The organism is Shimia sp. NS0008-38b (genome assembly GCF_040370365.1).
In the GTDB taxonomy this organism is placed as follows: Bacteria; Pseudomonadota; Alphaproteobacteria; order Rhodobacterales; family Rhodobacteraceae; genus Shimia.
The window spans coordinates 812,379-836,900 of sequence record NZ_BAABWQ010000002.1 but is presented as its reverse complement, the minus strand read 5'-3'; the positions used below and the strand labels follow the sequence as shown (position 1 = coordinate 836,900).

The 24,522-nt window shown below is 53.1% G+C and carries 29 protein-coding genes; 18 read left to right on the top strand and 11 right to left on the bottom strand.

What is annotated here, in order from left to right; translation table 11 throughout:
* The first annotated feature begins 1 nt into the window (after position 1).
* The 3 genes from ABWV47_RS10190 to ABWV47_RS10180 are packed head-to-tail and all read left to right on the top strand — an operon-like array spanning position 2 to position 3,026.
* Complete coding sequence (locus ABWV47_RS10190) at positions 2-889, top strand: ABC transporter permease subunit (protein ID WP_353311362.1); 888 nt, start codon at positions 2-4, stop codon at positions 887-889.
* Positions 886-1,704, top strand: coding sequence for an ABC transporter permease (locus ABWV47_RS10185; RefSeq protein WP_353311360.1), 819 nt, complete (start codon positions 886-888; stop codon positions 1,702-1,704). Before ABWV47_RS10190 ends, ABWV47_RS10185 begins: the two co-directional genes overlap by 4 nt.
* On the top strand, positions 1,701-3,026 hold the full coding sequence (locus ABWV47_RS10180) for an NAD(P)/FAD-dependent oxidoreductase (RefSeq protein WP_353311358.1): 1,326 nt from the start codon (positions 1,701-1,703) through the stop codon (positions 3,024-3,026). The genes ABWV47_RS10185 and ABWV47_RS10180 overlap by 4 nt, the downstream gene beginning before the upstream one ends.
* On the opposite strand, the gene ABWV47_RS10175 is transcribed toward ABWV47_RS10180, so the two are convergent.
* The 3 genes from ABWV47_RS10175 to ABWV47_RS10165 form a co-directional block, all read right to left on the bottom strand.
* Entirely contained in the window at positions 3,005-3,850 is an 846-nt protein-coding gene (locus ABWV47_RS10175) for a phosphotransferase family protein (protein ID WP_353311356.1), read from the bottom strand. The genes ABWV47_RS10180 and ABWV47_RS10175 overlap by 22 nt on opposite strands.
* A 93-nt stretch (positions 3,851-3,943) precedes the next feature.
* On the bottom strand, positions 3,944-4,621 hold the full coding sequence (locus ABWV47_RS10170; RefSeq protein WP_353311354.1) for a flagellar hook capping FlgD N-terminal domain-containing protein: 678 nt from the start codon (positions 4,619-4,621) through the stop codon (positions 3,944-3,946).
* Between the two features lie 9 nt (positions 4,622-4,630).
* On the bottom strand, positions 4,631-6,061 hold the full coding sequence (locus ABWV47_RS10165; RefSeq protein ID WP_353311352.1) for a flagellar hook-length control protein FliK: 1,431 nt from the start codon (positions 6,059-6,061) through the stop codon (positions 4,631-4,633).
* A 110-nt stretch (positions 6,062-6,171) separates the two neighbouring features.
* Between ABWV47_RS10165 and ABWV47_RS10160 the strand changes: the two genes are divergently transcribed.
* The 6 genes from ABWV47_RS10160 (at position 6,172) to ABWV47_RS10135 (ending at position 9,947) form a co-directional block, all read left to right on the top strand.
* Positions 6,172-6,465 carry a rod-binding protein gene (locus ABWV47_RS10160; RefSeq protein WP_353311350.1) on the top strand — a complete coding sequence of 98 codons (294 nt, stop codon included), beginning with the start codon at positions 6,172-6,174 and terminating at the stop codon, positions 6,463-6,465.
* Complete coding sequence (locus ABWV47_RS10155; RefSeq protein ID WP_353311348.1) at positions 6,458-6,826, top strand: flagellar biosynthesis protein FlgN; 369 nt, start codon at positions 6,458-6,460, stop codon at positions 6,824-6,826. Before ABWV47_RS10160 ends, ABWV47_RS10155 begins: the two co-directional genes overlap by 8 nt.
* 222 nt (positions 6,827-7,048) lie before the next feature.
* Positions 7,049-8,302, top strand: a complete 1,254-nt coding sequence (locus ABWV47_RS10150) for a flagellin N-terminal helical domain-containing protein (RefSeq protein ID WP_353311346.1) — start codon at positions 7,049-7,051, stop codon at positions 8,300-8,302.
* A gap of 81 nt (positions 8,303-8,383) precedes the next feature.
* Positions 8,384-8,761: a flagellar biosynthesis regulator FlaF gene (gene flaF / locus ABWV47_RS10145; RefSeq protein ID WP_353311344.1), complete on the top strand. Its 378-nt coding sequence runs from the start codon at positions 8,384-8,386 to the stop codon at positions 8,759-8,761.
* Complete coding sequence (flbT, locus tag ABWV47_RS10140) at positions 8,758-9,162, top strand: flagellar biosynthesis repressor FlbT (RefSeq protein ID WP_353311342.1); 405 nt, start codon at positions 8,758-8,760, stop codon at positions 9,160-9,162. The genes flaF and flbT overlap by 4 nt, the downstream gene beginning before the upstream one ends.
* Positions 9,159-9,947: a DUF1217 domain-containing protein gene (locus tag ABWV47_RS10135; protein ID WP_353311340.1), complete on the top strand. Its 789-nt coding sequence runs from the start codon at positions 9,159-9,161 to the stop codon at positions 9,945-9,947. Before flbT ends, ABWV47_RS10135 begins: the two co-directional genes overlap by 4 nt.
* 109 nt (positions 9,948-10,056) lie before the next feature.
* Here ABWV47_RS10135 and ABWV47_RS10130 read toward each other — a convergent pair whose 3' ends face one another.
* Positions 10,057-11,388, bottom strand: coding sequence for a FliI/YscN family ATPase (locus ABWV47_RS10130; RefSeq protein ID WP_353311338.1), 1,332 nt, complete (start codon positions 11,386-11,388; stop codon positions 10,057-10,059).
* An 84-nt stretch (positions 11,389-11,472) separates the two neighbouring features.
* Here ABWV47_RS10130 and ABWV47_RS10125 point away from each other — a divergent pair, with 84 nt between their 5' ends.
* The 9 genes from ABWV47_RS10125 to ABWV47_RS10085 are packed head-to-tail and all read left to right on the top strand — an operon-like array spanning position 11,473 to position 16,036.
* The gene (locus ABWV47_RS10125; protein WP_353311336.1) at positions 11,473-11,856 is read left to right on the top strand and encodes a FlgB family protein; all 384 of its coding nucleotides are present in this window, start codon (positions 11,473-11,475) and stop codon (positions 11,854-11,856) included.
* An 18-nt stretch (positions 11,857-11,874) separates the two neighbouring features.
* Positions 11,875-12,261, top strand: a complete 387-nt coding sequence (gene flgC, locus ABWV47_RS10120) for a flagellar basal body rod protein FlgC (RefSeq protein ID WP_353311334.1) — start codon at positions 11,875-11,877, stop codon at positions 12,259-12,261.
* A gap of 21 nt (positions 12,262-12,282) precedes the next feature.
* On the top strand, positions 12,283-12,570 hold the full coding sequence (gene fliE / locus ABWV47_RS10115) for a flagellar hook-basal body complex protein FliE (protein ID WP_353311332.1): 288 nt from the start codon (positions 12,283-12,285) through the stop codon (positions 12,568-12,570).
* On the top strand, positions 12,570-12,839 hold the full coding sequence (locus ABWV47_RS10110; protein ID WP_353311330.1) for a flagellar biosynthetic protein FliQ: 270 nt from the start codon (positions 12,570-12,572) through the stop codon (positions 12,837-12,839). The genes fliE and ABWV47_RS10110 overlap by 1 nt, the downstream gene beginning before the upstream one ends.
* A 1-nt stretch (position 12,840) precedes the next feature.
* A complete protein-coding gene (locus tag ABWV47_RS10105) occupies positions 12,841-13,554 on the top strand; it encodes a flagellar hook-basal body complex protein (RefSeq protein WP_353311328.1) in 714 nt (237 codons plus the stop codon).
* A gap of 12 nt (positions 13,555-13,566) precedes the next feature.
* Entirely contained in the window at positions 13,567-14,352 is a 786-nt protein-coding gene (gene flgG / locus ABWV47_RS10100) for a flagellar basal-body rod protein FlgG (protein WP_353311326.1), read from the top strand.
* A 1-nt stretch (position 14,353) separates the two neighbouring features.
* Positions 14,354-14,776, top strand: a complete 423-nt coding sequence (gene flgA, locus ABWV47_RS10095; protein WP_353311324.1) for a flagellar basal body P-ring formation chaperone FlgA — start codon at positions 14,354-14,356, stop codon at positions 14,774-14,776.
* Positions 14,777-14,794: 18 nt separating this feature from the next.
* On the top strand, positions 14,795-15,520 hold the full coding sequence (gene flgH / locus ABWV47_RS10090) for a flagellar basal body L-ring protein FlgH (RefSeq protein ID WP_422063203.1): 726 nt from the start codon (positions 14,795-14,797) through the stop codon (positions 15,518-15,520).
* 12 nt (positions 15,521-15,532) lie between these two features.
* The gene (locus ABWV47_RS10085; protein ID WP_353311320.1) at positions 15,533-16,036 is read left to right on the top strand and encodes a flagellar basal body-associated protein FliL; all 504 of its coding nucleotides are present in this window, start codon (positions 15,533-15,535) and stop codon (positions 16,034-16,036) included.
* A 90-nt stretch (positions 16,037-16,126) separates the two neighbouring features.
* Here ABWV47_RS10085 and ABWV47_RS10080 read toward each other — a convergent pair whose 3' ends face one another.
* The 7 genes from ABWV47_RS10080 to motA all read right to left on the bottom strand — a co-directional run bounded on the left by ABWV47_RS10080 (position 16,127) and on the right by motA (position 24,518).
* Positions 16,127-16,537: a hypothetical protein gene (locus tag ABWV47_RS10080; RefSeq protein WP_353311318.1), complete on the bottom strand. Its 411-nt coding sequence runs from the start codon at positions 16,535-16,537 to the stop codon at positions 16,127-16,129.
* Positions 16,534-17,619, bottom strand: a complete 1,086-nt coding sequence (locus tag ABWV47_RS10075; RefSeq protein ID WP_353311316.1) for an EscU/YscU/HrcU family type III secretion system export apparatus switch protein — start codon at positions 17,617-17,619, stop codon at positions 16,534-16,536. Before ABWV47_RS10075 ends, ABWV47_RS10080 begins: the two co-directional genes overlap by 4 nt.
* Positions 17,616-18,362, bottom strand: a complete 747-nt coding sequence (locus tag ABWV47_RS10070; RefSeq protein WP_353311314.1) for a flagellar biosynthetic protein FliR — start codon at positions 18,360-18,362, stop codon at positions 17,616-17,618. Before ABWV47_RS10070 ends, ABWV47_RS10075 begins: the two co-directional genes overlap by 4 nt.
* Positions 18,363-18,388: 26 nt before the next feature.
* Positions 18,389-20,413, bottom strand: a complete 2,025-nt coding sequence (gene flhA / locus ABWV47_RS10065) for a flagellar biosynthesis protein FlhA (protein ID WP_422063204.1) — start codon at positions 20,411-20,413, stop codon at positions 18,389-18,391.
* A gap of 63 nt (positions 20,414-20,476) precedes the next feature.
* The gene (locus ABWV47_RS10060) at positions 20,477-21,274 is read right to left on the bottom strand and encodes a transglycosylase SLT domain-containing protein (RefSeq protein WP_353311310.1); all 798 of its coding nucleotides are present in this window, start codon (positions 21,272-21,274) and stop codon (positions 20,477-20,479) included.
* 35 nt (positions 21,275-21,309) lie between these two features.
* Positions 21,310-23,652 carry a hypothetical protein gene (locus tag ABWV47_RS10055; RefSeq protein ID WP_353311308.1) on the bottom strand — a complete coding sequence of 781 codons (2,343 nt, stop codon included), beginning with the start codon at positions 23,650-23,652 and terminating at the stop codon, positions 21,310-21,312.
* Entirely contained in the window at positions 23,649-24,518 is an 870-nt protein-coding gene (gene motA / locus ABWV47_RS10050; RefSeq protein ID WP_353311306.1) for a flagellar motor stator protein MotA, read from the bottom strand. Before motA ends, ABWV47_RS10055 begins: the two co-directional genes overlap by 4 nt.
* Positions 24,519-24,522: the final 4 nt, after the last annotated feature.

Below are 24,522 nucleotides of genomic sequence, written 5' to 3'. Positions count from 1 at the left end.
GATGCGTCGTCTGCTGATAGCCATCCCGTTTCTCTGGTTGCTGGCACTGTTCATTGTGCCTTTCCTCATTGTATTCAAAATTTCGCTTTCGGATGCAGCGATTGCCATTCCACCTTACGCGCCTACGCTCGATCTCAGCGAAGGTTGGTCAGGGTTCAAATCCTTCTTTGCGGCGCTGGATCTGGAAAACTACATTTGGCTGACCGAGGATGCGCTGTATTGGAAAGCCTATCTCTCAAGCCTCAAAATTGCGGTGATATCGACCGTACTCACGCTGTTGGTAGGCTATCCAATTGCCTACGGCATGGCCCGCGCCCCCGAAGAGTGGCGCGCCATGTTGTTTATGCTGATCATCTTGCCGTTCTGGACCAGCTTTCTAATCCGCGTCTATTCGTGGATGGGTATCTTGAGCCAAGAGGGTTATCTCAACCAACTCCTGATCTGGACCGGTCTCATCAGCGATCCACTGGTGATCCTCAACACCAACATCGCAGTCTACATTGGCATCGTGTACACTTACTTGCCGTTCATGATCCTGCCGATCTACGCCTCTCTGGAAAGGCTTGATATTAGCCTTTTGGAAGCAGCGGAAGATTTGGGATGTTCACGGCTCTCAGCGTTCTGGCTGGTCACCATGCCGCTGTCTAAACAAGGCATCATCGCAGGCAGTTTCTTGGTCTTTATTCCCACCATCGGTGAATTTGTCATCCCCTCGCTCTTGGGCGGTTCAAGGACGCTGATGATTGGTAAGGTGCTTTGGGAGGAGTTCTTCTCTAATCGCGATTGGCCGGTGGCCAGCGCCGTCGCTGTGGTGCTCTTGCTGATCTTGATTATCCCCATCGTTCTGTTTCAACGCAACGAGCAAAAACAGCGCGAGGCTGAGCAATGAGACGGATGACATGGTTTAACGCGACCTCGCTCTCGCTTGGTTTCGCCTTCCTATATCTGCCTATGGTCATCTTGATGATCTACAGCTTCAATGAAAGCAAACTTGTCACCGTTTGGGCCGGATTCAGCACAAAGTGGTACGGCGAGCTGCTTGCGAATACCGCATTTCTGGATGCCGCATGGGTGACACTAAAAGTGGGTTTCATCAGTTCTTCGCTGGCGACTGTGCTGGGCACTATGGCCGCCATCGTCATGGTTCGCGCTGGGCGTTTCCGGGGCCGCACGGCATTTTCCGGCATGATCTACGCACCGATGGTCATGCCCGAAGTCATCACTGGCCTGTCGCTGTTGCTGTTGTTTATCAGTCTCGGCATGGACCGCGGCGTGTTCACCATTGTGCTGGCACATACCACATTTGCGATGTGCTACGTGTCGGTGGTGGTCAGTTCGCGGTTGGTCAGTTTTGATCAGTCACTTGAAGAGGCTGCGCTGGATCTTGGCTGTTCGCCCTTTGAGGCATTCCGGTTGGTGACATTGCCGATTATCGCGCCCGCGGTGATTTCCGGCTGGCTGTTGGCGTTTACACTGTCGCTGGATGATCTGGTGATTGCTTCCTTTACCTCTGGACCATCCGCCACCACGTTGCCGATGAAAATCTGGTCATCGGTGCGTCTGGGTGTCAGTCCGGAAATCAACGCTCTTTCGACCATTATGATTGTCATTGTTGCAGTCGGGGTGATCACTGCGTCAGTGATAAGCAAACGCAATGTGGTGCGCCAACGCCGCGAAGAGGCAGAAGCGGCGAAGTTGTCATGACCCGTATTTGCAATGACTTTGTCTATGGCGATGGCCCAATTAAAGATAGCTTTTGGGCTGAAACAGTCTCTGTTCCGACACGTTCTGCGTTGGAAAAGGACATCAAGACCGACGTTGCCATCATCGGTGCAGGTTTCACTGGGCTGAACGCCGCGCTGTCTCTTGCACAGGCTGGTACTGGTGTGGCTGTCCTGGACGCCAAACAGGTTGGCTGGGGGTCCTCCGGGCGCAATGGCGGCTTTTGCTGTCTGGGCGGATCTGGCGCCTCTTACCCGAGCCTTCAGAAACGCTTTGGCCTGCCGGCTTTATCCGACTACGTTCAGGCGGAGCGGTCCGCTGTGGATTATGTTGATCGGTTAATTGATGATGGGAACTGGCAGGTTGACCGCCACAGCAACGGCGAAACTCTTCTGGCACACACGCCTAAGATTGCGGAAAAATTCGCCCCAGCGGCGCGCGATCTCTCTGCCACCTATGGCGTGCCCATAGAGGTGCTTCGCAAAGAAGAATTGTCAGAACATGGCTTCGGCGGCGCTTTCCATGGGGCTCTTACAAAGCCTATTGGATTTGCGCTCAACCCGGCCAAATATGTCTCTAACTTGGCCCAATCCTGTGAGACCGCAGGCGCTGTGATCTACGGAGATACCCCTGTCACACAAACCGAACACATAGATGGTCACTGGCATGTCCACACCCCGAAAGGCCGGATCATTGCCAAGACGTTGATTGTGGCAACCAATGGATATTCCAGCGAACATATCCCAGCGTGGATGGCTGGGCGCTACCTGCCGGCGCAATCCAGCATTATGGTCACCCGCCCGATCACCCAAGCGGAGCAAGCTGATCAGGGGTGGACCTCGGCACAGATGGCCTATGACAGCCGAAACCTGTTGCATTATTTCCGCCTGATGCCAGACGGCCGGTTCCTGTTTGGCATGCGGGGGGGACTCGCGACCCACAAACGTGCGGATGATCACATCCGACGTCAAATCCGGCGCGAATTTGCCAAAATGTTCCCGGCCTGGGCCAACGTTGAGGCAACCCATCATTGGTCAGGTTTTGTGTGCTACAACCGAAAGATGTCACCCTTTGCCGGTGCGGTGCCGGGCGCGGAGAATCTCTATGCCGGGTTTGCATATCACGGCAATGGCGTCGCCATGGGCAGCTATGCTGGCGCCCTGATTGCACAGGACATTCTCGGTGCCTCTGATCTGTTGCACCCAGACATTCTGCGCGCCACGACCGGGCGCTTCCCATTGGGGCGCTACCGTCGCTTGCTGATGTATCCCGCCTATCTGCTCTACGGTCTCAAAGATCTCTGAAGCGCGGCAACCTCAAGTCGTAGCCCTGTCCCGTAGTCCTGACGTCCATTCTCAAATTGCCAGAGGCAATAGGCTGCCATTCGGGCGTGGTAAAACGGTGCGAGCGCCTTGTACCGTGCGGCCACCTTCGCATCATCATAGGCGATCAAAAACGCCGCGATCTCCTGCTCAGACAACGGATTGCCGCGGTAAACCTGCTGCATCGCAGGAGATAAAAACACCGCAATGTCCTCACAAGGGTCCCCTACAGCGGGACATTGCCAATCAATCAGGTGTAGGCCATCGTCATTCTCGATGAGGTTTCCGGGTACGATGTCGCTGTGCAAAAGGGCTGAGGCGCCACTTGGCAATACGGCGGCGCGGGGCAGGTGAGACAGAAAATCGGGCATCACACCACATTTTCCGACGATTCCGAGTATTTGTTCCAGCAAAGCTGCAGAGCCATCGGCGACTTGTCGCAGCCCATCGGGACGGTCGAGCACATGCAGACGGCGCATCAAACGTGCCACCGTGGGTGTGTCCCGTTGCCACGTGGTGCCGGGAACATGGGTGTAGACGTTGCAGCGGCCTGCAAGCGTGTCAAAACTGGCGAGAAACGCGGGCACCATCCGGCGACGCTCCAAAAACTGCAACAAAGCAGCTTCGGCACCGGGATTGTTGGGGAACAATGGGTTGAGCGCAGCCCCGGCATAGAGCTTGAGTACTATGTCATCGCCGTTTTCGCATTCGCCGCGCCAAGCGGCGTTTGTACGCCCTCCAGTCAACGGGTGCCAACCCTGACATGGCGTTTGCTCTGGCAGAGCTTGTTCCAGAGCCACAAGCACGGGCTCTGGTGGAGAGGGAGGCAAATCGATCAGCGCGGCGGTCCTTAAGCAGAGCGCCGCGACGCTAGTTCACCATGGCCTCATAATCAAGGATCAGGTCGGTTGGCGCAGTGACAGAACTTTGTCAGATGTGAACTCAATCCCACCGGGCGCAATCAAAGTCACGCCATCAGTGCCCGTGCGTGCTTCTGTAACGCGCACATAAACGTCTCCATACACCGTATCCATCAGATCGCCGTTTGAGTAACTCTCTGTTTCAAAGGTATAGAGCCCATGTGGGAATGGATTTCCTGCATCGTCTATCCCGGCCCAGTCAACCGAGGTATCTGACGGGTCAATCGCAAAACGCTGCACCTCGGCGCCGCTGTCATCCTTCACGACCAGGAACGCCGAGTTCGCCAATGCGTTCGCGTTCGGCACCACTTCGATGGGATCGCCCGTAAAGTTGCCCGGCGCGGTCACACGTGCTTCCATACCTACCCAAGTGGCGAGATTGCTAAGTCCCATGGCGCCCATCTGCGTGCCAAGATTGGTCAAAAGGGTGTTGGTTAGGGTCTGTTGCTCTACTGTAGAGAACTGCGCAAGTTGCGAAGCAAACTCGGTGGAATCGGTTGGATTCAGCGGGTCTTGGTTCTGCATCTGTACAGACAACATGTGCAAGAACGTCTCGAAATCCGAAGCCAGTGCCTCGTTGCCTTGTGTGCCAGTGGCCGCCGCGGCAGTATTGTTCTGCTGAGCTGCTGCTGTTGATGTTGGGGAAACGGTTGTCATTGAACTCTCCTAGAGTCTGATATCAAGACCTGTATCGGGAAGGGATTGGGTGCGGCCATTCTGCGTGGTCACAGAGGCCAGCTCACCAAGCAAAGTGCCATCACCTCGATCTTGACCGGACCCGTTACCGCTGCCAAACCCGTCACCAGATTGGGCTTGGTCTTGGGAAGAATCGCTGCCGTTTTGCTCAAAGGAAAAACTGACACTCTCATATCCGAGTTCCATGAAATCTTTGCGCAGCATGTCGATATGGCGACGCATCAATTCGGTGGTGGCTTGATTTTCGGCTGCGATGGTCACTGTCATGACGCCTGAGGTCTCCGACATAGACATCCGAACTTTGCCCAATTCAGGCGGATCCATAGCCAATTCGATAAGATTCTTATCAGACATTTTCACAGCATCCGCCAATTGGCGTACAACATATGCGGGGTTGGGTGCGCTATTGTTGAGGCGCGCCTGAGACGCGGCCTCCTGTGCACTTAACAAGCCTCGCGTGTTTGTGTGTGTGTCCTCAACCGCAGCCACGGATACGTCCATGCCTTGGGTGGCCTGAACATCGGCTCCTTTGGACAACACAGACTGTCCACCGGCCTGAACCTGTTCCATGATCGCACGGGCTTGCATTTGTTGCGTGGTGGAAATGGTCGGTGTTGAGGGTGCTTCCGCTTTCGGTGCGGTGGTCTCCTCCACCTGATCGACGGCGCGACCAGCCGAACCTTCCTCGGTCGTGGCTGGAGCAACAGATCCCTGTGCGGCGGTGGCTTGGCTCTGTGCGGTTTGAGCTTGCGCCGCCAGTACGGACTGCGCGACCGGGCTACGTGTTTGCCCCTCGCGTCCGTTCAGACTGCGGACTTCGACACGCATTGGATCAAGATCCTCTGGTGTCTCTACAGCGAGTGTTTCTACGTCACCCGGATGAGGGGTGTCCGGTGGATCAATCACATCTTGGATATCGGGACCTTGCGGTTTGATACCTTTGACAGTGTCGTCCTGAATGTCAGGACCAGGTCCTGTGGGCGCGGCTTTTTTGGGCGTGTCCACATCGACCCGCGCAGTATTGGGCAGCGTTGTATCATCGCCTGGTGCCACGCGCCCTTCGTTGGGGCGGCCGAGAGGGCTGGTGGTCTCGTCAGGTGTCTGCGCAACCTCAGTTGCGACAAAATCCGCGTCTTCCCGAGATTCGGGTTCGCGATCGCTGTCTGATCTGGACCCATCGCGATCCGATGGCGAATCGGGGGCTGTTCTATCCTGATCAGAGGTGTCAGCCGTGGCATCGCGGGTGTCAGACACGTCATCTGAAGGGCGATCGTTGCCACTCTCAATAGCATCGTAAGTATCAGAAAAATTGGATTTTTCCTGACGAGAGTCGGTTGGTTTCTTTGGCGCTGCCGGCTCCATCAAAGAGGGCTGCGAAGAGATAAGGGGCAGGTTGAGCATAGGACCTCCGGGAATTCTTCCACTGCAAGTCCTTTAACGGGATTATCCTTACCACTTCTTTACCGTCCTCGGTCACAACAGAAAAATATCCACAACCCGAGAGGCAAGAAATGCTCACAACCACGGCCCCTGTGGCACCTGCCACCCCGCCCATACAACCGCTCCCCACTGTGCAAGAAGACGCCATGCGGGAAGCGGCGAAAGAACTGGAAACCACGTTTCTTGCAGAAATGCTGAAGTCTGCCGGTTTCGGCGAATCGCGTGAAACCTTCGGCGGTGGCGCAGGAGAAGAACAGTTCTCCTCGTTCCTACGTCAGGAACAGGCCCGCGCGATGGTCGACGCGGGCGGCATTGGCCTGTCTGAGGCGTTCTTTAATGCCCTAAAGGAGCGCACCAATGTCTGAGGACACGGAAATCACACTGGTTGATGCGCTGCATGCTTTGCTTGAGGAAGAGCGCGAAGCGCTCATCAATGGCAAGCTTGATGCGCTGCCTGATCTGCTAGAGCGCAAAGAAGGTCTGTTCGAAGAGCTACAGGCGCAGCAAAACGAAGAAGACTTTGATGCCGACGATTTTGCGCCGCTGCACACTGTCTTCACACGCAATCACGCTTTGCTGGAATCAGCACAGCGCGGTTTGCGCGCCACAACGGAGCGCATGGGAACCCTGCGCCGCGTGCGCACGTCCTTTGAAACTTACAACAACACCGGTCAACGCGAGGCCGTGCAGCTTAACTCCGGTCAACGCGTTGAAAAGAGAGCGTAAATTTAGGTCTCTCAAGTTTTAGTGAAATGCCAGTTATTGCGCGGATCGTGTTTAGGAAAGCATTAGCACTTCTCGCCGCATGTTGAACCCGCACTCCACAGAGGGTGGCACCGATCCAATCCAACGGACGGTACATGTCAGAATGACGTTCAGGAGCGCCTTTTCAAAAGGCGCAAAATACAAACCCGACGCAAAAGCGTCTCGACACATATAGGAAATGCCATGTCCAGCATTCTGACTAACAACGGCGCAATGGTTGCGCTGCAGACCCTGAAATCCGTAAACTCCAGCCTGTCTGAAACTCAAGGCGCCATTTCGACTGGTAAAAAAGTCGCAACCGCCAAAGACAACGCAGCAGTTTGGGCCATCTCTAAGACGATGGAAGCGGACGTCAAAGGTTTCAAAGGTATCTCTGAAAGCCTGTCTCTGGGTCAGTCCACTGTTTCCGTGGCGCGTCAAGCGTCCGAAAGCGTGACCGACCTGCTGACCGACATCAAAGGCAAGATCGTCGCGGCGCAAGAAGAAAACGTTGACCGTGACAAGATCCAAACTGATATCGCAGCGATGCGTGATCAGATTGGTGCGATTGTTGGTGCGGCTCAGTTTAACGGCCAAAACCTTCTGCAGAACACCGATTCTACCGCAGGCAGCGGCAGCATCAACGTTCTGGCTTCTCTTGACCGTTCCGGAGACGGTGTTACTGCGTCTGACATTAACGTGTCTAAGCAAGACCTTGGCACCGGCGCATCTGCCGCTGGTACAACGTCTGTCAACAGTGGCGCAGTCGTTGCTGCTCTCGCTGATGGTGCGACTGCAACTTTTGCAACTTTTGCTGAAGACACCGCAGGCGGTATCGCTGCAGCTCAGACCTTTAGCTTTGACTCCGGCGGATCCGGTGCAATTGCTCTGACAGCAGACGTCAACTATATCTCCCGTGATGGGGATACACTTGGTGATGTTGTGTCCGGTATGGTTGATGCGTTGAATGCTCAAGCCGAAGAAGACGGTCTTGACGTCACTTTCGCAGCAGGCGGTAACGCTGGCGAGATCGAAGTAACCAACAACACCGGCGCAGCCTTTGGTGCAGCTTCTGTAGCTGCTGACTTTACTCGCTCGGCATTGGACGGCTCTGAAAACGACGCCACCATCGGTGGTGGTCTGGAAGATCTGGCCAACATCGACGTAACAACTCAGGCTGGCACTGACTCTGCTCTGGCTGACATCGAAGCTCTGATCCAGACTTCGATCGACTCCGCAGCAAGCTTCGGTTCCGTTCAGGGTCGTATCGAAACTCAATCTGACTTCATCTCCGGTCTGACCGATGCTCTGAAGTCCGGTATCGGTACGCTGGTTGACGCCGACATGGAAGAGACTTCTGCTCGTCTGCAGGCTCTTCAGGTTCAGCAGCAGCTGGCAACTCAGTCGCTGTCGATGGCCAACCAGGCTCCACAGCAGCTGTTGTCGCTGTTCCGTTAATTCGGACTTTTGGGGGCGCGGTAAAACTGCGCCCCCTCTCCTGACCAAAGAATTTTAGTCTCGCAGCAGAAGGCGGTCAAAATGACTCCGAATAAGCTTGCGCATCGTGCCTACGAAAAGGCCGCCGCACCCACCAAAACTCCGGGTAAAATGGAATACGACGTCGTTGCACGCGTGACATTTAAGCTCAAGGAAGCCGCCAAGCGGGGCAAGAGAGGGTTCCCTCAACTTGCGGAAGCCCTTCATGAAAATCGTTCTATGTGGACCATCTTTGCCACCGACGTTGCCAGTGGCGACAACGGATTGCCGCAAGAGTTGCGCGCCCAGATTTTCTATCTCGCAGAATTCACCCAACATCATAGCGCGAAAGTGCTGAGGGGGGACGCCAACGTGCGCCCCTTATTGGAAGTAAACGCCGCGATCTTGCGCGGTCTTCGAAATGGAGCAGCAGCAGCATGAGCGGTCTTGTTCTCAAACTAAGCCCAAAAGAGCGGGTTCTGGTCAATGGCGCGGTAATTGAAAACGGTGATCGCCGTTCGCGCTTGTCGATTATGACTCCAAACGCCCACATTCTACGTTTGCGGGATGCCATTCATCCTGAGGAAGCCAACACACCCGTACGTCGTGCCTGCTACTCGCTACAGCTGGTTTTGTCGGGAGACACGGATGCAACCGAAATCGAGCGCACCTTGTTACGCCACATCGAAGACCTAAGCCAGGTGTTCACTGACAGTGACAGTCGGCGCCAGATCGCAATGGCAACTGAGGCTGTTATAGAAGGTCGACACTATCAGGGTCTTAAGGCTTTGCGTGCCTTGTTGCCACGTGAGGATCGCCTTATGGCGGTGGCACGTCAATGACCTACCAACCCATCGTCGCAGGCAGCGGTCTCGTTGCATGGAATTTTCTGCAACGGACGATGGACACGCAAACCCAAGCGTTTGAGGCGTCTCCTGAGATCAGTCGTGATCTGGACTATTTTGCCGAGAATATTGGCAACGTCGAAACTGCCGAAGATCTGACCAGCGACCGCCGTTTGATGACTGTGGTGCTGGGGGCCTACGGGCTGGACGACGACATCAACAATACCTTCTTCATGAACAAGATTCTGTCGGAAGGGTCTCAGGCAGATGATGCTCTCGCCAACAGATTGGCGGACAAGCGCTATTTGAAGCTGGCGGAAGATTTTGGATTCGGAGATATCGGCGGACCATGGCACAAGGTGCCCGGGTTTGTCGAAGACGTCCAAGAGAACTTCACCACACGTCAGTTTGAAATCGCCGTAGGCAACCAAGACGACTCCTTGCGATTGGCAATGAACGCCGTGCGCGAGCTTGAGGAAATTGCCACCAGTGGCTCCAGTGATAACGCGATGTGGTACACCGTTATGGGGTCCCCGCCGTTGCGCAGCGTGATGGAAACCACTTTCAATCTTCCAAGCTCTTTCGGAACGTTGGATATTGATCTGCAGCTGGAAACTTTCCGGGACCGGATGGAGGGGATAACAGGCGACGGGGAGGTCAGCCAGTTCGCCAACGAAGAGGTGCGTGATCAGATTGTGCAGAGGTATTTGCTGATGTCTCAGATCAGCAATACACAGACCTATAGCTCAAATCAGATCGCCTTAACCTTGTTGTCGTACTGATCCAACACACACAATATAGAACCTCCGCAAAACAGTCGTAATACAGACGCAATACCGACGTTGATTTTGCCCCAAGGCGCGCCGTATGGACGCGCCTTTTTTGTTGGCATCATATGCGTGCGCCGGAGCGTCTCAGCAGCAGCGTGAGCTTGGCAAAGGCGGTCTCGATTGACGGACTATTGCCATCACCGAGATAGGCGTCCAGCTCGGGCCAGGCATTAATCGCCACGTCCAAAACAGGGTCTGATCCAGCGGAATACAGTCCCGCACGTATCATCGTTGAAGATTGCTCGTAGGCACCCAGAAGTCTGCGAGCTTCTGAAATTGTTGCGTTTTCTGGCTGTGTTGCACAGTGCGGCAAACTCCGAGAAACCGATCTCAGAAGATCCACCGCGGGATAACGCCCGCGTTCAGCAATCTTGCGATCCAGAACCACATGTCCGTCCAAAACCCCGCGCAGAATGTCGGCAATGGGTTCGTCCATATCAGAGCCGGCCACCAAGACACTAAAAATGCCCGTGATATCGCCTTGCCCCTCCAAGCCAGGACCGGCCCGCTCACAGAGCGACATGATCATGTGAGACGTCGACGGTGGGTATCCCCGCAGCGCTGGCATTTCTCCAGAGGCAACGGCCACTTCGCGATGGGCTTCTGCGAATCGAGTGATGGAATCCGCCATAAAAATTACATGCTTACCCTGATCTCTAAAGTGTTCCGCGACAGTCATCGCTGCCAACGCGCAACGCCTGCGTACGAGCGGTGATTGGTCGGATGTCGCAGCGATCACAATCGAACGCGCCATACCTTCTGGGCCCAATACATGCTCGACAAACTCCCGCAATTCACGCCCGCGCTCACCAATCAATGCAATCACAGCAATGTCACCGGTCATGTGCTTGGCGAATTGGCCCATCAGGCTCGATTTCCCGACGCCAGAACCTGCAAACAAACCAATACGTTGGCCTTTGACGATGGGCAGCATGGTGTTGAACACGGCCATACCTGTTTCTAGTCTATCCCCAAGTGCGCGCCGTGCTGCCGGAGGCGGTGGCGCATTCTTGAGCGGACGGACTTCGGGGCCGCGCAAAAGAGGCTTTCCGTCCAGTGGTTTGCCATAGGGATCAATAATGCGGCCAACCCAAGAATTCGCGGGCGCAATGCCAATTTGGTCAAGTCGCGCAACCCTATCACCAATCGAGATTCCATCAGGTGCAGAATCCGGCAGCATGGTGATATCGCCACTGTGCAGTTGAATAACTTCGCCCGTGACCCTTTTGTCGTCGTGCAGGCGCACTTCAAGCAGGTCTCCGATTCGCGCGACGTTGTTTAGTCCGCGCACACGCAATAAGTTCCCCTCGACCGCGCATACACGCCCTATATCTTTGATAGAACGTACTCTTTTGAGTTCTGCGCCGAGACTGTCTAGCCCTAAAGCATTCATTGGTTTCTCCAAGCTGTCTACGAAACACTTTCTAAAGGAATCAGGGTTAAGCCTTGATTTAAGTTATTCGAGGGAGAAGCCCCGATGTTCAAATCATTGGACGTTTTTAAAACTGCACACGCTATGGCCCAACACGCTGGCACCCGCCAAGCCGTGGTGGCGCGGAACATGGCAAACGCGGATACGCCGGGTTACAAAACCCAGGATATTGTTCCGTTCAAAGAAATCTACAGAAACGATGGCGCTGCAGGAAACATGCGCGCCACACGTTCGGGTCACAATGGCCATGGCCTTCAAGCTGGTGACCTAAAACAATCTCTTTCTACCTCCGAAGTCTCACCAAACGGAAACAGTGTTTCGTTGGAGGAGGAAATGCTCAAGGCGGTCGAAATCAAACGTGAGCACGACCGCTCGATGGCCATTTACAAATCTTCATTGTCCGTATTGCGCACTGCGCTCGGACGCTAAGACAGAAAGTCCTGATCAATGAGTGATTTCGGATCCGCACTAAGCGTTACCTCATCTGGATTGCGCGCCCAGGCTGCGCGCCTGCGCCACGTTTCGGAAAACATCGCAAACGCCGATACCCCCGGATATCAGCGAAAAACCGTACGGTTTGAAGCCGACACCAACACACGCAATGGAAGCGTGCAGGTTGGCCCGGTGCAACTGGATCGCAGCGAGGGAACAAAAATCTTTGATCCCAGCCACCCTATGGCTGATGCGACTGGCAACTACTTAAGCTCAAACGTCGACATGATTATCGAAATTGCCGATGCGCGCGAAGCACAGCGCAGCTACGAGGCGAATTTGAAAATGTTCGAGCAGACACGCCAGATGTCGTCGTCGCTTATGGAACTACTACGCAGATAAATCTTACCTAGGAGACCCAGAATGGATGTCCGCACAGTACTGGCCGCACAGAAATACACGGCCTCAAAACCAGCAACTGGACCGGCCGAAAATGGACAGAGTGGCAACGCTCTGTTTGGCCTCGCAAAAGACTTCGCTGCTACGCTTCAAGAAAGCGAGCAGGTGTCGATGCAGTCTATGACCGGCAAAGCCGACCCACACACATTGGTTCAAGCGCTTGCCCAGACTGAATTGGCCGTCGAAACGGCTGTCACAGTTCGTAACAAGGTTGTGGAAGCTTATCAGGAAATACTGAGAATGCCGGTCTGATGTTTGAAGAGGCCATCTTCTTTGACACTTTGCGCCAAGGCCTTTGGGTTGCGGTGATGATTTCCACACCAATTCTGGCTGTGGCGCTCATCTCGGGTGTATTGGTTGGCCTATTTCAAGCGCTTACTTCTATCCAGGAGATGACCCTAACGTTTGTGCCAAAGGTGCTTTCGATCGTCATCGTGTTCTGGGCGACCATGGGCTTCATGAGCCAATCGCTTGTGTCGTTCTTTCAATCCCAACTCATCCCGCTGATCGCAGGAGGCTAAAATGGACAACGCCGGCTATACAACATTGACTCGTCAGTCCGGACTGAAGCGCGAAATGACGGTGTTGGCGAACAACATCGCCAATGCTGCGACCACAGGCTATCGAGCTGGAGGTATTACCTTTTCCGAATTCATAAAATCGGCGCCGGGCACAGAGAGTATCTCCATGGCCACCGCAAACGTGCAAACCACATCTATGGAACAAGGCGCTCTGAAGCGCACTGGCGGTACGTTTGACTTCGCTGTCGAAGGCGCGGGATTCTTTATGGTGCAAACGCCAGACGGGGATCGTTTGACCCGCGCCGGTGCGTTCACACCAAATGAAAATGGTGACCTGGTGAATATGGACGGGCATCTTGTTTTGGATGGTGGCGGCGCTCCGATCTTTATTCCTCCGGATGCGACCGGTGTGGATGTTGCCTCCGATGGAACATTTAGCGTTGACGGTTTGCCGATTGGTCAGATTGGGCTCTACAAGCCACTCAATCCACTGGATCTTAAGCGTGAAACTGGCGTGTTATTTGATGCTCCAGATGGGGTGGAACCTGTCGAAGAGGGTCGCGTGTTGCAAGGATTTTTGGAGAATTCCAATGTGAATCCGATCCTGCAGATGTCTCGTATGATCCACGTACAGCGTGCTTACGAGATGGGTCAGACTTTTCTTGAAAACGAACACAGCCGTATCCGCGACGCGGTTAAAACCTTTGTGAAGTAAGAGGACAACGATATGCGTGCCCTGACGATTGCAGCCACCGGTATGAGCGCTCAGCAACTGCGCGTTGAAACCATTTCCAACAACCTCGCAAACATGTCCACCACAGGATACAATGCTCGCCGAGCTGAGTTTGCGGATTTGCATTATCAGCAAGTGTCGCGGGCAGGAGCTATCAGCTCAGCAGATGGCTCTGTCCTGCCAACAGGTGTCCAAGTTGGCTTGGGCGTTAGGCCTTCTGCGATTACTGTTCAGCTAGAACAGGGTTCCCTGTCCAATACAGGTGGTGATTTGGATGTGGCGATTGAGGGTAAAGGCTATTTGGAGGTTACGCTTCCATCTGGCCAATCTGCGTATTCGCGCGACGGTGGTCTAAAGCGCAGTGCGGATGGCCTTATTGTAACCTCAGATGGCTATAGCGTCGTCCCCGAGATCACGATCCCAGTCGATGCGCGCAGCATCTCCATCAATGGAGATGGCGAAGTGTACGCCTATTTCGCCGATACCCCAGACGCCGAACTGCTTGGCCAGTTTACTCTGGCTTCTTTCTCGAACGCCAAAGGTTTGGAAGCGATTGGTGGCAACCTGTTTGTCGAAACTGAAGCGTCCGGCGCACCCGTGATTTCTACACCAGGTGAAGATGGTTTGGGAACACTGCGCCAAGGGTACTTGGAGGACAGTTCCGTTGATGCAGTACGTGAAGTAACTGAATTGATCGAAGCACAACGAGGCTACGAAATGAATGCTAAAGTGATTACCGCAGCGGATCAAATGATGGCCGCAACGGCGCAGGTTCGTTGATATGAAACAGGCTTTGCTTCTTGCGCTGTCCACATGGCTTGCTGTGCCGGCTGCTGCAGACATTGTTGTAGCCACCGCAATAATTCGTGCCAATTCGATAATCGAACCAAGTGCGGTCGGCCTCAAACGAGGCGACGTAGCGGGCGTACACAGCGACCTCAACTCAGTTATCGGTCTGGAAGCGCGCAAAGCGATATATCCTGGTCGCCCAGTGCGCCTCAGCGACGTCGGAGCGCCCGCTTTGGTGGAACGCAATCAGATTGTGACCCTCAAGTACAACACTTCAGGTTTGGTTATCGAGACCGAAGGTCGTTCGCTCGCCCGCGCAGGAGAGGGCGAACCACTTCGCGTGATGAACCTTAGCTCCCGCTCCACGATAACGGGTAAAGTCTTACCGGACGGCAGCGTCTTGGTCTCAAACTAAAGGAACAGAACCGTGCGAATTTTATATGCCATTTTTCTTCTGTCGACGTTGGCCATTTCTGGTTGCGCACGCACGGACCATATAGGCAAAGCGCCGAGCTTTTCTCCCACCACAAACAACCAAGAACACTACGCGATGATGAACCCTCCATTGCCAACACAGGCAAGTGTGTCACGTCGTTCAGATACCGCCTCACTTTGGAGCCGCAATAAGCAGTCGCTTCTTGGCGACCGTCGCGCTGCAGGCCGTGGTGACATCCTAACTGTTGTGATCGAAGTGGATGAAAAGGCCCAAATCAACAACGAGACCGAACGTAGCCGCAGCGGATCAGAAAGTATGAGCATTCCTCAGCTTGCAGGTTTGCCACAGCGCTTGAACACCCGTTTGCCCGAAGGTGCAACGACCGATCCACTGGTTGATTTGAGCTCAAATAGCTCGAGCAGTGGAGATGGATCCGTCAAACGCAGTGAAAAACTAACTTTACGTGTCGCAGCGACCATCGTTGACGTTCTTCCCAACGGTGTTTTGGCCATTCAAGGGACACAAGAGTTGCGGGTAAACTACGAGCTTCGCGAATTGCTGGTCTCAGGATTCGTTCGATCTGAGGACATCTCCCGGCAAAATGAAATTACATTCGATAAGATTGCTTCTGCGCGCGTTTCTTATGGCGGGCGTGGACAGATCTCTGACATGCAACAACCACGCTTGGGGCAGCAAGTCCTCGACGCTGTGCTACCTTTCTAAACGAGGCGAGATATGAAAAAGCTACTTCCGATCATTTTGCTGGTTTTGGGGCTTGGTGGCGGCGTTGGTGCTGGTCTCGCTTTGCGGCCAGATCCCGTTCTACCAGTTGCCGAAGATGGCATGGAAGTGGACGGTAAGGCATATGCGAATTCGCAGGCCAACGAAGATAAGGAAGAAGGGCCGCCACAGGGGCGGGAGTATGTCGAACTGGTGGATCAGTTCATCATCCCTGTTGTGAATGACAACGCTGTTGCTTCGCTCATTTTGATCACATTGACACTGGAAACAGATGCCGGTGAAAACGAGCGGATTTTTCAAGCAGAACCTCGCATTCGCGGCGCTTTGCTTCAGGCGATGTTTGATCATGCTAATATTGGCGGGTTTGATGGCGCTTTCACGAACTCAAGCAAACTAGACCCACTTCGTAAGATGTTCGTGGAGGTCGCGCAGAAGGTCTATGGCGAAGAGATCTCAGACGTATTGATCGTGCAAATTACACGTCAGGACGTGTCCTAACATCGCTCCAAAAATCTTGGAATTAAATAGTAATGAGGCACGAGAACTCTTATGACACAGCACCCTGCCACTCAGTGGCAGGGTGCTGTGTCATAAGCAGCTCAATTTCGTGTCGATCACACTGTTAACGAGCGAGCGCTGGCGTTTTTGCCGTCTTTGGTTTTCGGCGTGATCTAGTAGCGTCTCCATGACATCGGCCTTGCCGAAATGGCTTTGCAGATCTTTAAAGGCCATCTCTTTTCTAACCAGAATGTTTGCCAACTGGTGGTTTAAGATCTTGCGATTTCGCCCGATCCAGTTGTTCCAAGTGAGGTCCCCTCCCGTCATTTGCAGGGTCTTGTCGGTTTGCATCACTTCTCTCCCGGACTTTTCCTGGGCCGTCAGATCGTCAAGCATGCCGCGCAGTTTGTTTTCTTCGGCCTGTAAAGCCTGCATTGCAGCTTGAGCTTTCTGGTAGCGCGCCTGCGTGATGACATTAAGTTCGATTAGATCATTGTTCATGCTTTGCCCTTCGCACGTTGTCGCATCGCATCTGCAAATCGGATTGCTGCTGCCACTGGGCGATACTGATCCGGAGGAATTTCTTGACCGATCTCAACAATGGCATGCAAAGCTCGTGCTGTTGGTGGGTCTCGATGGATTGGAACGGCTGAGCTCTGTGCGGTTTCTCGAATACGCGCAGCTATTTCATCGACACCCTTTGCCACACAGACGGGCGCTTCGCCTGGCATACGTGTCCACTTCAATGCTACCGCATAATGCGTAGGATTTACGATTACCACATCCGCGTCCGGCACATCCGCGAGCATTTGGTTCATTGCAATTTCTTGGCCCTTTTGGCGCCGTTTCTGCTTCGTGTGTGGGTCGCCTTCAGAGTCTTTTTGCTCATCGGTCATTTCTTTGCGAGTCATCATGTTTTTGCGCATGTGCTCGGCGCGTTGCCAGAAATAGTCCACTGTCGCAATGGAGGCTGCAACCACTATCACAATCATCAAGAACTCGAGCATGAGTCGCCCAAGAAGCGCGGGCACCATGATGGCATCCAGTTGGATTGCCGACGCCATTTCGGCCATCCGAAACTTCAAAAAAAATCCTAAGCACACCGAGTAGATCACCAGTTTGGCAAAACTCTTCGCAAATTCGAAAAGACCACTGCGACCAAATTTGTTCTTCGCGTTGGACAACGGATTGATTCGAGATAACTTTGGAGCGACTTTGGAAGGCACAAACAAAAACGCGTTTTGAGCGATCACACTCAAAATGACAGCAATCATGGGGATCCCGAACCACGGTGTCACAGCCCAAAGAGATTCCATGAGGATTCCGCCAATTGGCGTTGAAGGGTTGCCTTCAAACACCAGCGGTGCGAGAGATTCAGCTTGATCGAGCAAAACCATAAGGCCATTCCCTGCGGCCTTGATCGTGCCAGCACCTACGGTAAGAAACGCGATGGTGAGGCCCAGATAACCAGCCGCGACGGAAACGTCCATCGACTTTGCGATCTCCCCCTTTTTCCGTGCCTCATCCAGCTTGTGCTGTGTCGGCTCAAAGGACTTTTCGCTGTCGTCCTCCTGCCCACTCATTGCAGGCCCTCAGTTGGATTGATCATAAAACCTTGTAGTGCGCTCCACCAAAGTGTGAGCAGTGCTGGCGCCACAAGAAACAAAAGGAAAAGACCGCCAGCGGTAATCAAGGGCGCACCTACAAAAGCAACCATGAGTTGCGGCATGGCACGGTTGATGACGCCCAACATTAGATTGTAGATCGCGGAAATAATGATAAATGGAGCCGCCAATCTAAATGCTAGGCTAAAGGCAGAGGCAACCTGTGCAACGCCCCATTCGGTCATGATCTCTACGACTGGGAAAGTGCCCGCCGGAAACAAGATGTATGAACCGATGAAATAGCGCGCGACATAGACATGTAGGCCCATTGTTACCGCCAGTGCCAGAGCGGCGAGAGACAACACATTACCTATCGCCGGAAGTGGCTCTCCTGAGGCGCCGCCAAAGATTTGGGCGAGGGATGTGGACTGCCCCGCAATCGTACCTGCGGTTTGCAATGCCATGACAAACATTCTGACCCCTATACCAATCAGGAACCCGTTTAGACCTTCGGTGAGCGTATATTTGGCAATCACCTCAAAACTTGGCTGAGCGGTTTCAAAGGTAGGTAGTGCAGGCGCTACGATGACGGTAAAAGCCAATGCGATGCCGATTTTTATGCGGGGTGGCACCGTGGTTTCACCAAAGGCCGGCAAAATTGAAACTGCAGCAGCGATGCGCAAAAACACAAGGAAGCCATGCCAAAGCATAGCTTCCGTCATGTTCAATACAGTAAGCGCATTTTCCATCATGCGGCGACAACCCCAACTAGTGCCGGGCGAGCATCCAATCCGATTTCCTCAAAGGACAACACGGGATTGGCAATTCCTTTGGCGCTAAGAACCGTACGGAGAAAGCGACGGCGACGTGTCGATGTCACAAGCGCGGCAAAAATTCCACTGTTCCCAGCATCTGACATTCGGTCTGCAATAGACTGAGCAAGAGCGTTGAAAACATCTGGCGGCAGGGCAACGTCCATGCTGCCAGCGTCACCGTCTACCTGATACGTCGCAAATGTGTCTTCCCATTCGGGTGCCAGCTGTACGAGAGGAATTGTGCCGTCTTCTCGTTTGAGATCTGAGATCAATTGAAACCCAAGACGTTGGCGAACATACTCACAGATTGCGTCGGGGAGTGCGCTCACATGTCGTGCCTCCGCGATAGCTTCTAGGATTAGAGGGACATTTCGGATGGACACTTGCTCGTCCAGCAACATGCGCAAGATTCGATGCAAGAGATCTAGTGGCACTTTGTCTGGGACGAATTCATCCATCATTCGGCGGTTGGCTTCTGCGCGATTTGGATCCGACAAGTTGACCATCTCGTCCAGTATTCGACGCAGAGCTTTAAAGGTCAACAAACGCCCAAAGTTTGTTTTGATGGTTTCCAGAAGGTGGGTCGCCAGTACTTCGCCGGGCGTAACAATTGTTATGCCAGACAGGGACGCCTGTTCCTGGGCTTTGCTTTCGATCCAACGCGCGGGCGCGCCATAAACGGGTTCGGATACATCCTCTCCGGTGGGCAGTGCCTCTGGTGTGTCACCGGCCAATGCCAGAACCTTTTCGGGCTCAAGCCGATCACGAACTTGCTCAACACCTTGGATGCGAATTGTGTATGTGCCGTTTGGTAGAGAAGGTTCGTCAGTCAGTCGGATTTCTGGAAGTATCAAACCAAAGGTCGAGGCCACATGTGTCCGCATGTTGGTGATGCGCGCATCAAGACCTGCGCCCGGATCCAGGACCATATTTACAAGATCTGTGGCAAACTCTACGTGGATGTCATCCAAATCCAATACGTCGCCGATTGGTTTGTCTCTGGGGAGAACTGGTTCGTCGTCGAGTTCTGGCAATTCGACTTCGTCGGTTTTGTTGCGATACAAAAAGTATGCAGCTGAACCCAAAACACCACCTCCCGCAATAAATGGAATAAACGGTAGGCCGGGAACCAAAGCAAAAAGCACCATTAGAACTGCGACCGTTGCAATCGCTGGCGGATATTTGCCCAGCTGTTTAACTAAGGTCAAATCTGTAGAACCGGTGGTGCCGCCACGCGCCAAAAGCAAGGCGGAAGCGATTGAGATAACCACGGCAGGAATTTGAGTTACCAGTCCATCTCCGACGGTCAAGATCGTGTATGTTTCAAAGGCTTGACCAATTGGCATGCCGTGTACGGCGACGCCCATTATCAGTCCCATTACCAGATTCAACAATGTGATCAACAAACCAGCAACAGCGTCACCTTTTACGAACTTTGAAGCACCATCAAGCGAACCGAAGAATGTGGTTTCTTGCTGTTCTCGTTCGCGACGCTCTTTGGCCTCGGTGTGATCAATTGCTCCCGCAGACATATCACTGTCAATCGCGAGCTGTTTGCCTGGCATACCATCCAAAGCAAAGCGCGCCCCGACCTCCGCCATTCGAGTTGCGCCCTTGTTGATCACCATGAAGTTTACGATGAGCAAAACACAGAACACCACCAACCCCAAAAAGACGCTTCCGCCCATGACGAAATTCGCAAATCCTTCGATCACGTCCCCTGCCGCACCTGTTCCGGTGTGACCCTGACCGATGATCAATTTGGTCGATGACACATTGAGTGATAAGCGGAGCATCAAAGATGCCAAGAGGATGGTGGGGAAAGCAGAGAAGTCTAGTGGTCTCTCTATGAACAACGTGACTGTAAAGATTAGGATTGCCAGCGCGAATGATGCGGCAAGACCAATGTCCAACACCCATGCAGGCATCGGCAGGATCATCATGACAATGATTGCCATCAACGCCAAAGCTAGCAAAATTGTAGGGCTGAACAGTGCTTTAAGAGATTGTGGTGTCACGGATCAGCCTCCATTTCCCAAAAACGGGCGCGTCGTACCGGAAGTACGAGGGACCAGTGAGCCCAATGCACCTGCGCTCTGACCATGTTGTAGCAATGGGAAATTGTTTACGTGTTCAACTTTTGCTGTGCGCAACAAGGGTTTGGCCGGTGTCGGTGAGGACAAAGGCATCGACCCAGCGTCGGGCAGATTGGCCATGATCCGTTTGAAGCGTGTCTTATATTTGTCTGCGTATTTGGGCGTACGAGAGTGATATGCCGCCGCTGCATCATCCCAATTCGTTGTTTCAGCATAGAGGCTAGACAAAAACTCCGCTGCATATCTTGCGTTTGAAGTCGGATCAAACATATGGGCAATGTCGTTGAAATGTTGTCCATGCCAACGATAATTGAGTTGAAAGCATCCGATATCAAAGCTACGCGCACCAGCTTTGAAATGGCTTAGAGCGTAGTTTAGCGCTTCTTGCTGTGAGTTGAACCAAACACCTTTGCCGTCCATGTTAACCGTCCAAGGCCAAGGGGAAAGCACACCATTCTTGTTGCGCCCGGTTTCTGTTCTGGTGATAGCCAACAACACATTTGTAGGTACGCCGGTTTCGTTCGCTACGATCCGCGCAACGCGGTCACATGTTCCCGCGTTGTTTGTGTTGGCAGATGCTGAGTTTGTAAAGATAACCGCAGAGACAACGCGAAATGCACGCGTTAAATAGTTCCGAAGTGAGTCGCACGAGCAACTCAATAATGTTTTGAAAACATTCTGTTTTTTCATACCGATAGCTTTCTGCCCCAGTTCGAGGCCCAAGCTATCGGTCGTTCCTTTACATTTAGTAAGCGTGGTTAAGACGAAGGATCGGAAAGACTATGCCAATCCAAAAGGTTGCCTAAAATCCCCCTGCTTTCGGAGCTTTCTTCAAGCAGGCTTCTGTTGCTTTCTAACATGCCCTGAGTTACCCGCGCTTCAGTTTCTTCACCCGACGGTGTGCTTGTTCCGTCGTTTCGAAACAGTTCGGACGCTTGACGATAAACTTCTGTTTCTGAAGTTGCGAGAGCTTGCAGATTGCCGCCTAGCCAACTTTCGGTTTCCGCATTTGCAAGATCACCCAAATTTGTCAGAATCTGTGCGGCAACTTCATGGTCACCCGCTTTTGATCGCGCTTCAGCACGTAGTCGGTCAGCCTCCGGAGTGTCGAGGCCCATTAACTCTGCCTCGGCGCGCCTGGGCAACGAGTCTGCGAGCGCCACACGGGCCTTAAGAATTCGCTTCTTATCGTTTTCATGTGCGTTTTGGGCGGCTTGCAACAGGCGACGTGTCTCGCCCACGAAGCCAAGGTCAAAGAGTTTGTGTGCTAGGATCAGTGCTGTATCAGGCTTGATCTTTCCCGGTTCCGCAAGGTTTTGATCTAGGGTTGACTTAAGAACATCGAAATCGGTTGCATTCTCAATCATGGCCTGAGCGACCAAATCGCGTACTTCTGCTGACGCTTCAACACCATCGTGCTTTTCGATATCTTTGACTACGTTGAACGCAGGTTCAAACTCTCCAGTCAACATTCGTGCCAAAGCATGGGCGCGACGCAGTGAAGGTCCCATGGCCCCCGCTTTGTGTTCCACCGCAAGCGCGCCAACAAGAGAAATGGTATCTGCCGACGGCGGTAAATCTTGCTTCAGGTGTGAACTGATGAGTTCAACCACAGCAACCGTTGCCATGTCAGAATTCTGAGATGCGATCTCGGAAAGTGTTTGTTCGGCTTCTTCGGTATTGCCCAGCTCTGCGTCCAAAGTCGCTTGAGCGAATTCATAACTCGCATCCAGCTTTGGGCTAGAACGTTCGATGGCGTTCAGTACTAAAGTCGCGCTCTCAGTGTTACCTTGTTCAACAAATTTGTTGCTGAGTTTGGGACCGAGATGTTCGCGAAGATGGCGTGGCAAAGTTGCCAGTGCATCCATTGCACCCAAGGCGGCACTGTCGCCCGTTAGCGTCTGATCGGACAACGCTGCCCAAAGCGAAACATGTCCAGAGCAATGGCCTTGGTGCGCAAAGGCGTTTTCGGCATCGTCCAGTGTGTCGCCATCTACAAGATGAGCCATTGTCATCAGAATCTGATTTGCACCGGTGTCGGGTAGAAGCTCCAAAACCTGACGGGCTTCGGCACCAAACGTGTAGTGAATATAGAGTTTCGCAAGTTCAACAAGCGCGGCGTCATTTGTTCGATCAAATTCGCCGACTAGTTTTCTCCGCAAGCGAGCCAACTCTTTGGAGAAAGATTCCGTCCCGCTCCAGTCGGCGATATTGACGGCGGAATTCGGCAAGCAACCTCCACGAGGAATTTGGCCGTTCAAGATCGCGGCTATGTCACGCCCAACTTCATCGATGACGTTATATGCAACAATGTTGAGATCCTGCCCTTCCAAACCTTTAGCTGCTTGAGGGGGGACGTGATCACGCTTCAGAACAGGCTCGCCAGGCGTCTTGAATTGTTCAACTGATGCCAGTTCTAGGGAAGGCTCTTTTGCCGGCCTTGTCTCGCTTAGTGCAGTTTGCGCTTCGAGAAGATCCTGAGTTGCCGCGCGATCTACTTGTTTGATCAAATCCTGCCGCAACGTTGTCACTTGTACATTACGAGTCACAAAATTTTCGAGTGCAAGAAGACCAGAAAAATCAGGCTTGAGAGAGACTTCAGCCTTTGGCATTGGCGCCAAAGTAACGGGTTTTGTCGCCTCCAATGCAGAAAAACGAAAGATACGTTCTGCGCTATTGGACGGCACTGCTTCGCCAAATGACAGAGGAATTTGCGGAACTTCCTCTGGCTCAATTGGCTGCCCCTCGCGGATATCAAAAATCACATACCGCTCATTGTATGGAATTGAAACAACCCGACAGGCGCAAGACAATGTCAGCTCCACAGTTCCATTCTCAGAATGCGTTTCAACGCTCGACAAGCGCGTCCTAGGAATTCGATCAAAGATCCTATTGGTGCGCATATTTAGGTTATCGCCATCAATATGAATCTGATAGGTATTGTGACCACTTTTTGTGATGGTCCATTCTGTGTCGGGTGTCGGCAAAGTTGCGACCAGCCGCGTAAAGTCTTCGTGCTCCCCGGACCGAAACAACACGTCCTGAGCATGGGCCGATGCAGCAACCGCAACAAAGGGTAGAGCCAGGAAAAGGGATCTCATGCGGCGTCCTTTTTTACTTCTGCCAGAGCTTCTTCCAGTTCGGAAAATTGTGGGCGGTTATGCGCAGGGGTGTTTTGGCGCCCCACTTCGATGCAGATATTCGGAGAGTGGTTGTGCAGGTTCGCAATCAAGACTTCACGGATAAGTTGATAAAAGTGTGCGTCTTCTTCGACGATGCTCTTAATCTTTGCGGCAAAGGGCCCGACCAAGCCATAGGCTAGAAAAACCCCAAGGAAGGTTCCCACCAGTGCCCCACCGATCATTTTTCCCAACACTTCTGGTGGTTGATCGATAGAGCCCATGGTTTTGATAACGCCCAGAACGGCCGCAACAATTCCCAAAGCAGGGAGCGCATCGGCCAAGGACTGGAGGGCATGCGGTGAATGCATGGAATGATGAAAACTGGCTTCGATTCGTTTCTCCAAAACCTCTTCAACCTGATGGGGGTCATCGTAGTTCATGGACGCCGAGCGCATGGTGTCGGAAATAAGATTAACCGCTTCTTTGTCAGCTTGGATTCTAGGGTAGCGCAGGAAAATAGACGATTCCGTTGGGTTTTCGATGTGTTCTTCGATTGCCACAGGGTTTTTCCTTGCAAGCCTGATCAACTCAAAAAGTAGGCAAAGAAGGTCGCTGTAGTCTTTCGGCTTCCATTTCGGGCCTTTGAAAACTTTTCCTAGGTCCTTGAGAGTGTGTTTCACTGATGCACCGTCGTTGGAAAGCAAAAATGCACCCACGCCTGATCCGCCAATGATGATCATCTCAAATGGTAGGGCTTTCATGATTGGTCCGAGGCTACCGCCAGACAAGGCGTATCCACCCAAGACCATGATGAAAACAACAGCAATACCGATAATGCTGATCATGGAT

Bases quoted from the DNA above. Each gene is read 5' to 3' on its own strand.
- ABWV47_RS10190 (WP_353311362.1), top strand. From the start codon at position 2: ATGCGTCGTCTGCTGATAGCCATCCCGTTTCTCTGGTTGCTGGCACTG.
- ABWV47_RS10185 (WP_353311360.1), top strand. From the start codon at position 886: ATGAGACGGATGACATGGTTTAACGCGACCTCGCTCTCGCTTGGTTTC.
- ABWV47_RS10180 (WP_353311358.1), top strand. From the start codon at position 1,701: ATGACCCGTATTTGCAATGACTTTGTCTATGGCGATGGCCCAATTAAA.
- ABWV47_RS10170 (WP_353311354.1), bottom strand. From the start codon at position 4,621: ATGACAACCGTTTCCCCAACATCAACAGCAGCAGCTCAGCAGAACAAT.
- ABWV47_RS10165 (WP_353311352.1), bottom strand. From the start codon at position 6,061: ATGCTCAACCTGCCCCTTATCTCTTCGCAGCCCTCTTTGATGGAGCCG.
- ABWV47_RS10160 (WP_353311350.1), top strand. From the start codon at position 6,172: ATGCTCACAACCACGGCCCCTGTGGCACCTGCCACCCCGCCCATACAA.
- ABWV47_RS10155 (WP_353311348.1), top strand. From the start codon at position 6,458: ATGTCTGAGGACACGGAAATCACACTGGTTGATGCGCTGCATGCTTTG.
- ABWV47_RS10150 (WP_353311346.1), top strand. From the start codon at position 7,049: ATGTCCAGCATTCTGACTAACAACGGCGCAATGGTTGCGCTGCAGACC.
- flaF (WP_353311344.1), top strand. From the start codon at position 8,384: ATGACTCCGAATAAGCTTGCGCATCGTGCCTACGAAAAGGCCGCCGCA.
- flbT (WP_353311342.1), top strand. From the start codon at position 8,758: ATGAGCGGTCTTGTTCTCAAACTAAGCCCAAAAGAGCGGGTTCTGGTC.
- ABWV47_RS10135 (WP_353311340.1), top strand. From the start codon at position 9,159: ATGACCTACCAACCCATCGTCGCAGGCAGCGGTCTCGTTGCATGGAAT.
- ABWV47_RS10130 (WP_353311338.1), bottom strand. From the start codon at position 11,388: ATGAATGCTTTAGGGCTAGACAGTCTCGGCGCAGAACTCAAAAGAGTA.
- ABWV47_RS10125 (WP_353311336.1), top strand. From the start codon at position 11,473: ATGTTCAAATCATTGGACGTTTTTAAAACTGCACACGCTATGGCCCAA.
- flgC (WP_353311334.1), top strand. From the start codon at position 11,875: ATGAGTGATTTCGGATCCGCACTAAGCGTTACCTCATCTGGATTGCGC.
- fliE (WP_353311332.1), top strand. From the start codon at position 12,283: ATGGATGTCCGCACAGTACTGGCCGCACAGAAATACACGGCCTCAAAA.
- ABWV47_RS10110 (WP_353311330.1), top strand. From the start codon at position 12,570: ATGTTTGAAGAGGCCATCTTCTTTGACACTTTGCGCCAAGGCCTTTGG.
- ABWV47_RS10105 (WP_353311328.1), top strand. From the start codon at position 12,841: ATGGACAACGCCGGCTATACAACATTGACTCGTCAGTCCGGACTGAAG.
- flgG (WP_353311326.1), top strand. From the start codon at position 13,567: ATGCGTGCCCTGACGATTGCAGCCACCGGTATGAGCGCTCAGCAACTG.
- flgA (WP_353311324.1), top strand. From the start codon at position 14,354: ATGAAACAGGCTTTGCTTCTTGCGCTGTCCACATGGCTTGCTGTGCCG.
- ABWV47_RS10085 (WP_353311320.1), top strand. From the start codon at position 15,533: ATGAAAAAGCTACTTCCGATCATTTTGCTGGTTTTGGGGCTTGGTGGC.
- ABWV47_RS10080 (WP_353311318.1), bottom strand. From the start codon at position 16,537: ATGAACAATGATCTAATCGAACTTAATGTCATCACGCAGGCGCGCTAC.
- ABWV47_RS10075 (WP_353311316.1), bottom strand. From the start codon at position 17,619: ATGAGTGGGCAGGAGGACGACAGCGAAAAGTCCTTTGAGCCGACACAG.
- ABWV47_RS10070 (WP_353311314.1), bottom strand. From the start codon at position 18,362: ATGACGGAAGCTATGCTTTGGCATGGCTTCCTTGTGTTTTTGCGCATC.
- flhA (WP_422063204.1), bottom strand. From the start codon at position 20,413: ATGGCAATCATTGTCATGATGATCCTGCCGATGCCTGCATGGGTGTTG.
- ABWV47_RS10055 (WP_353311308.1), bottom strand. From the start codon at position 23,652: ATGAGATCCCTTTTCCTGGCTCTACCCTTTGTTGCGGTTGCTGCATCG.
- motA (WP_353311306.1), bottom strand. From the start codon at position 24,518: ATGATCAGCATTATCGGTATTGCTGTTGTTTTCATCATGGTCTTGGGT.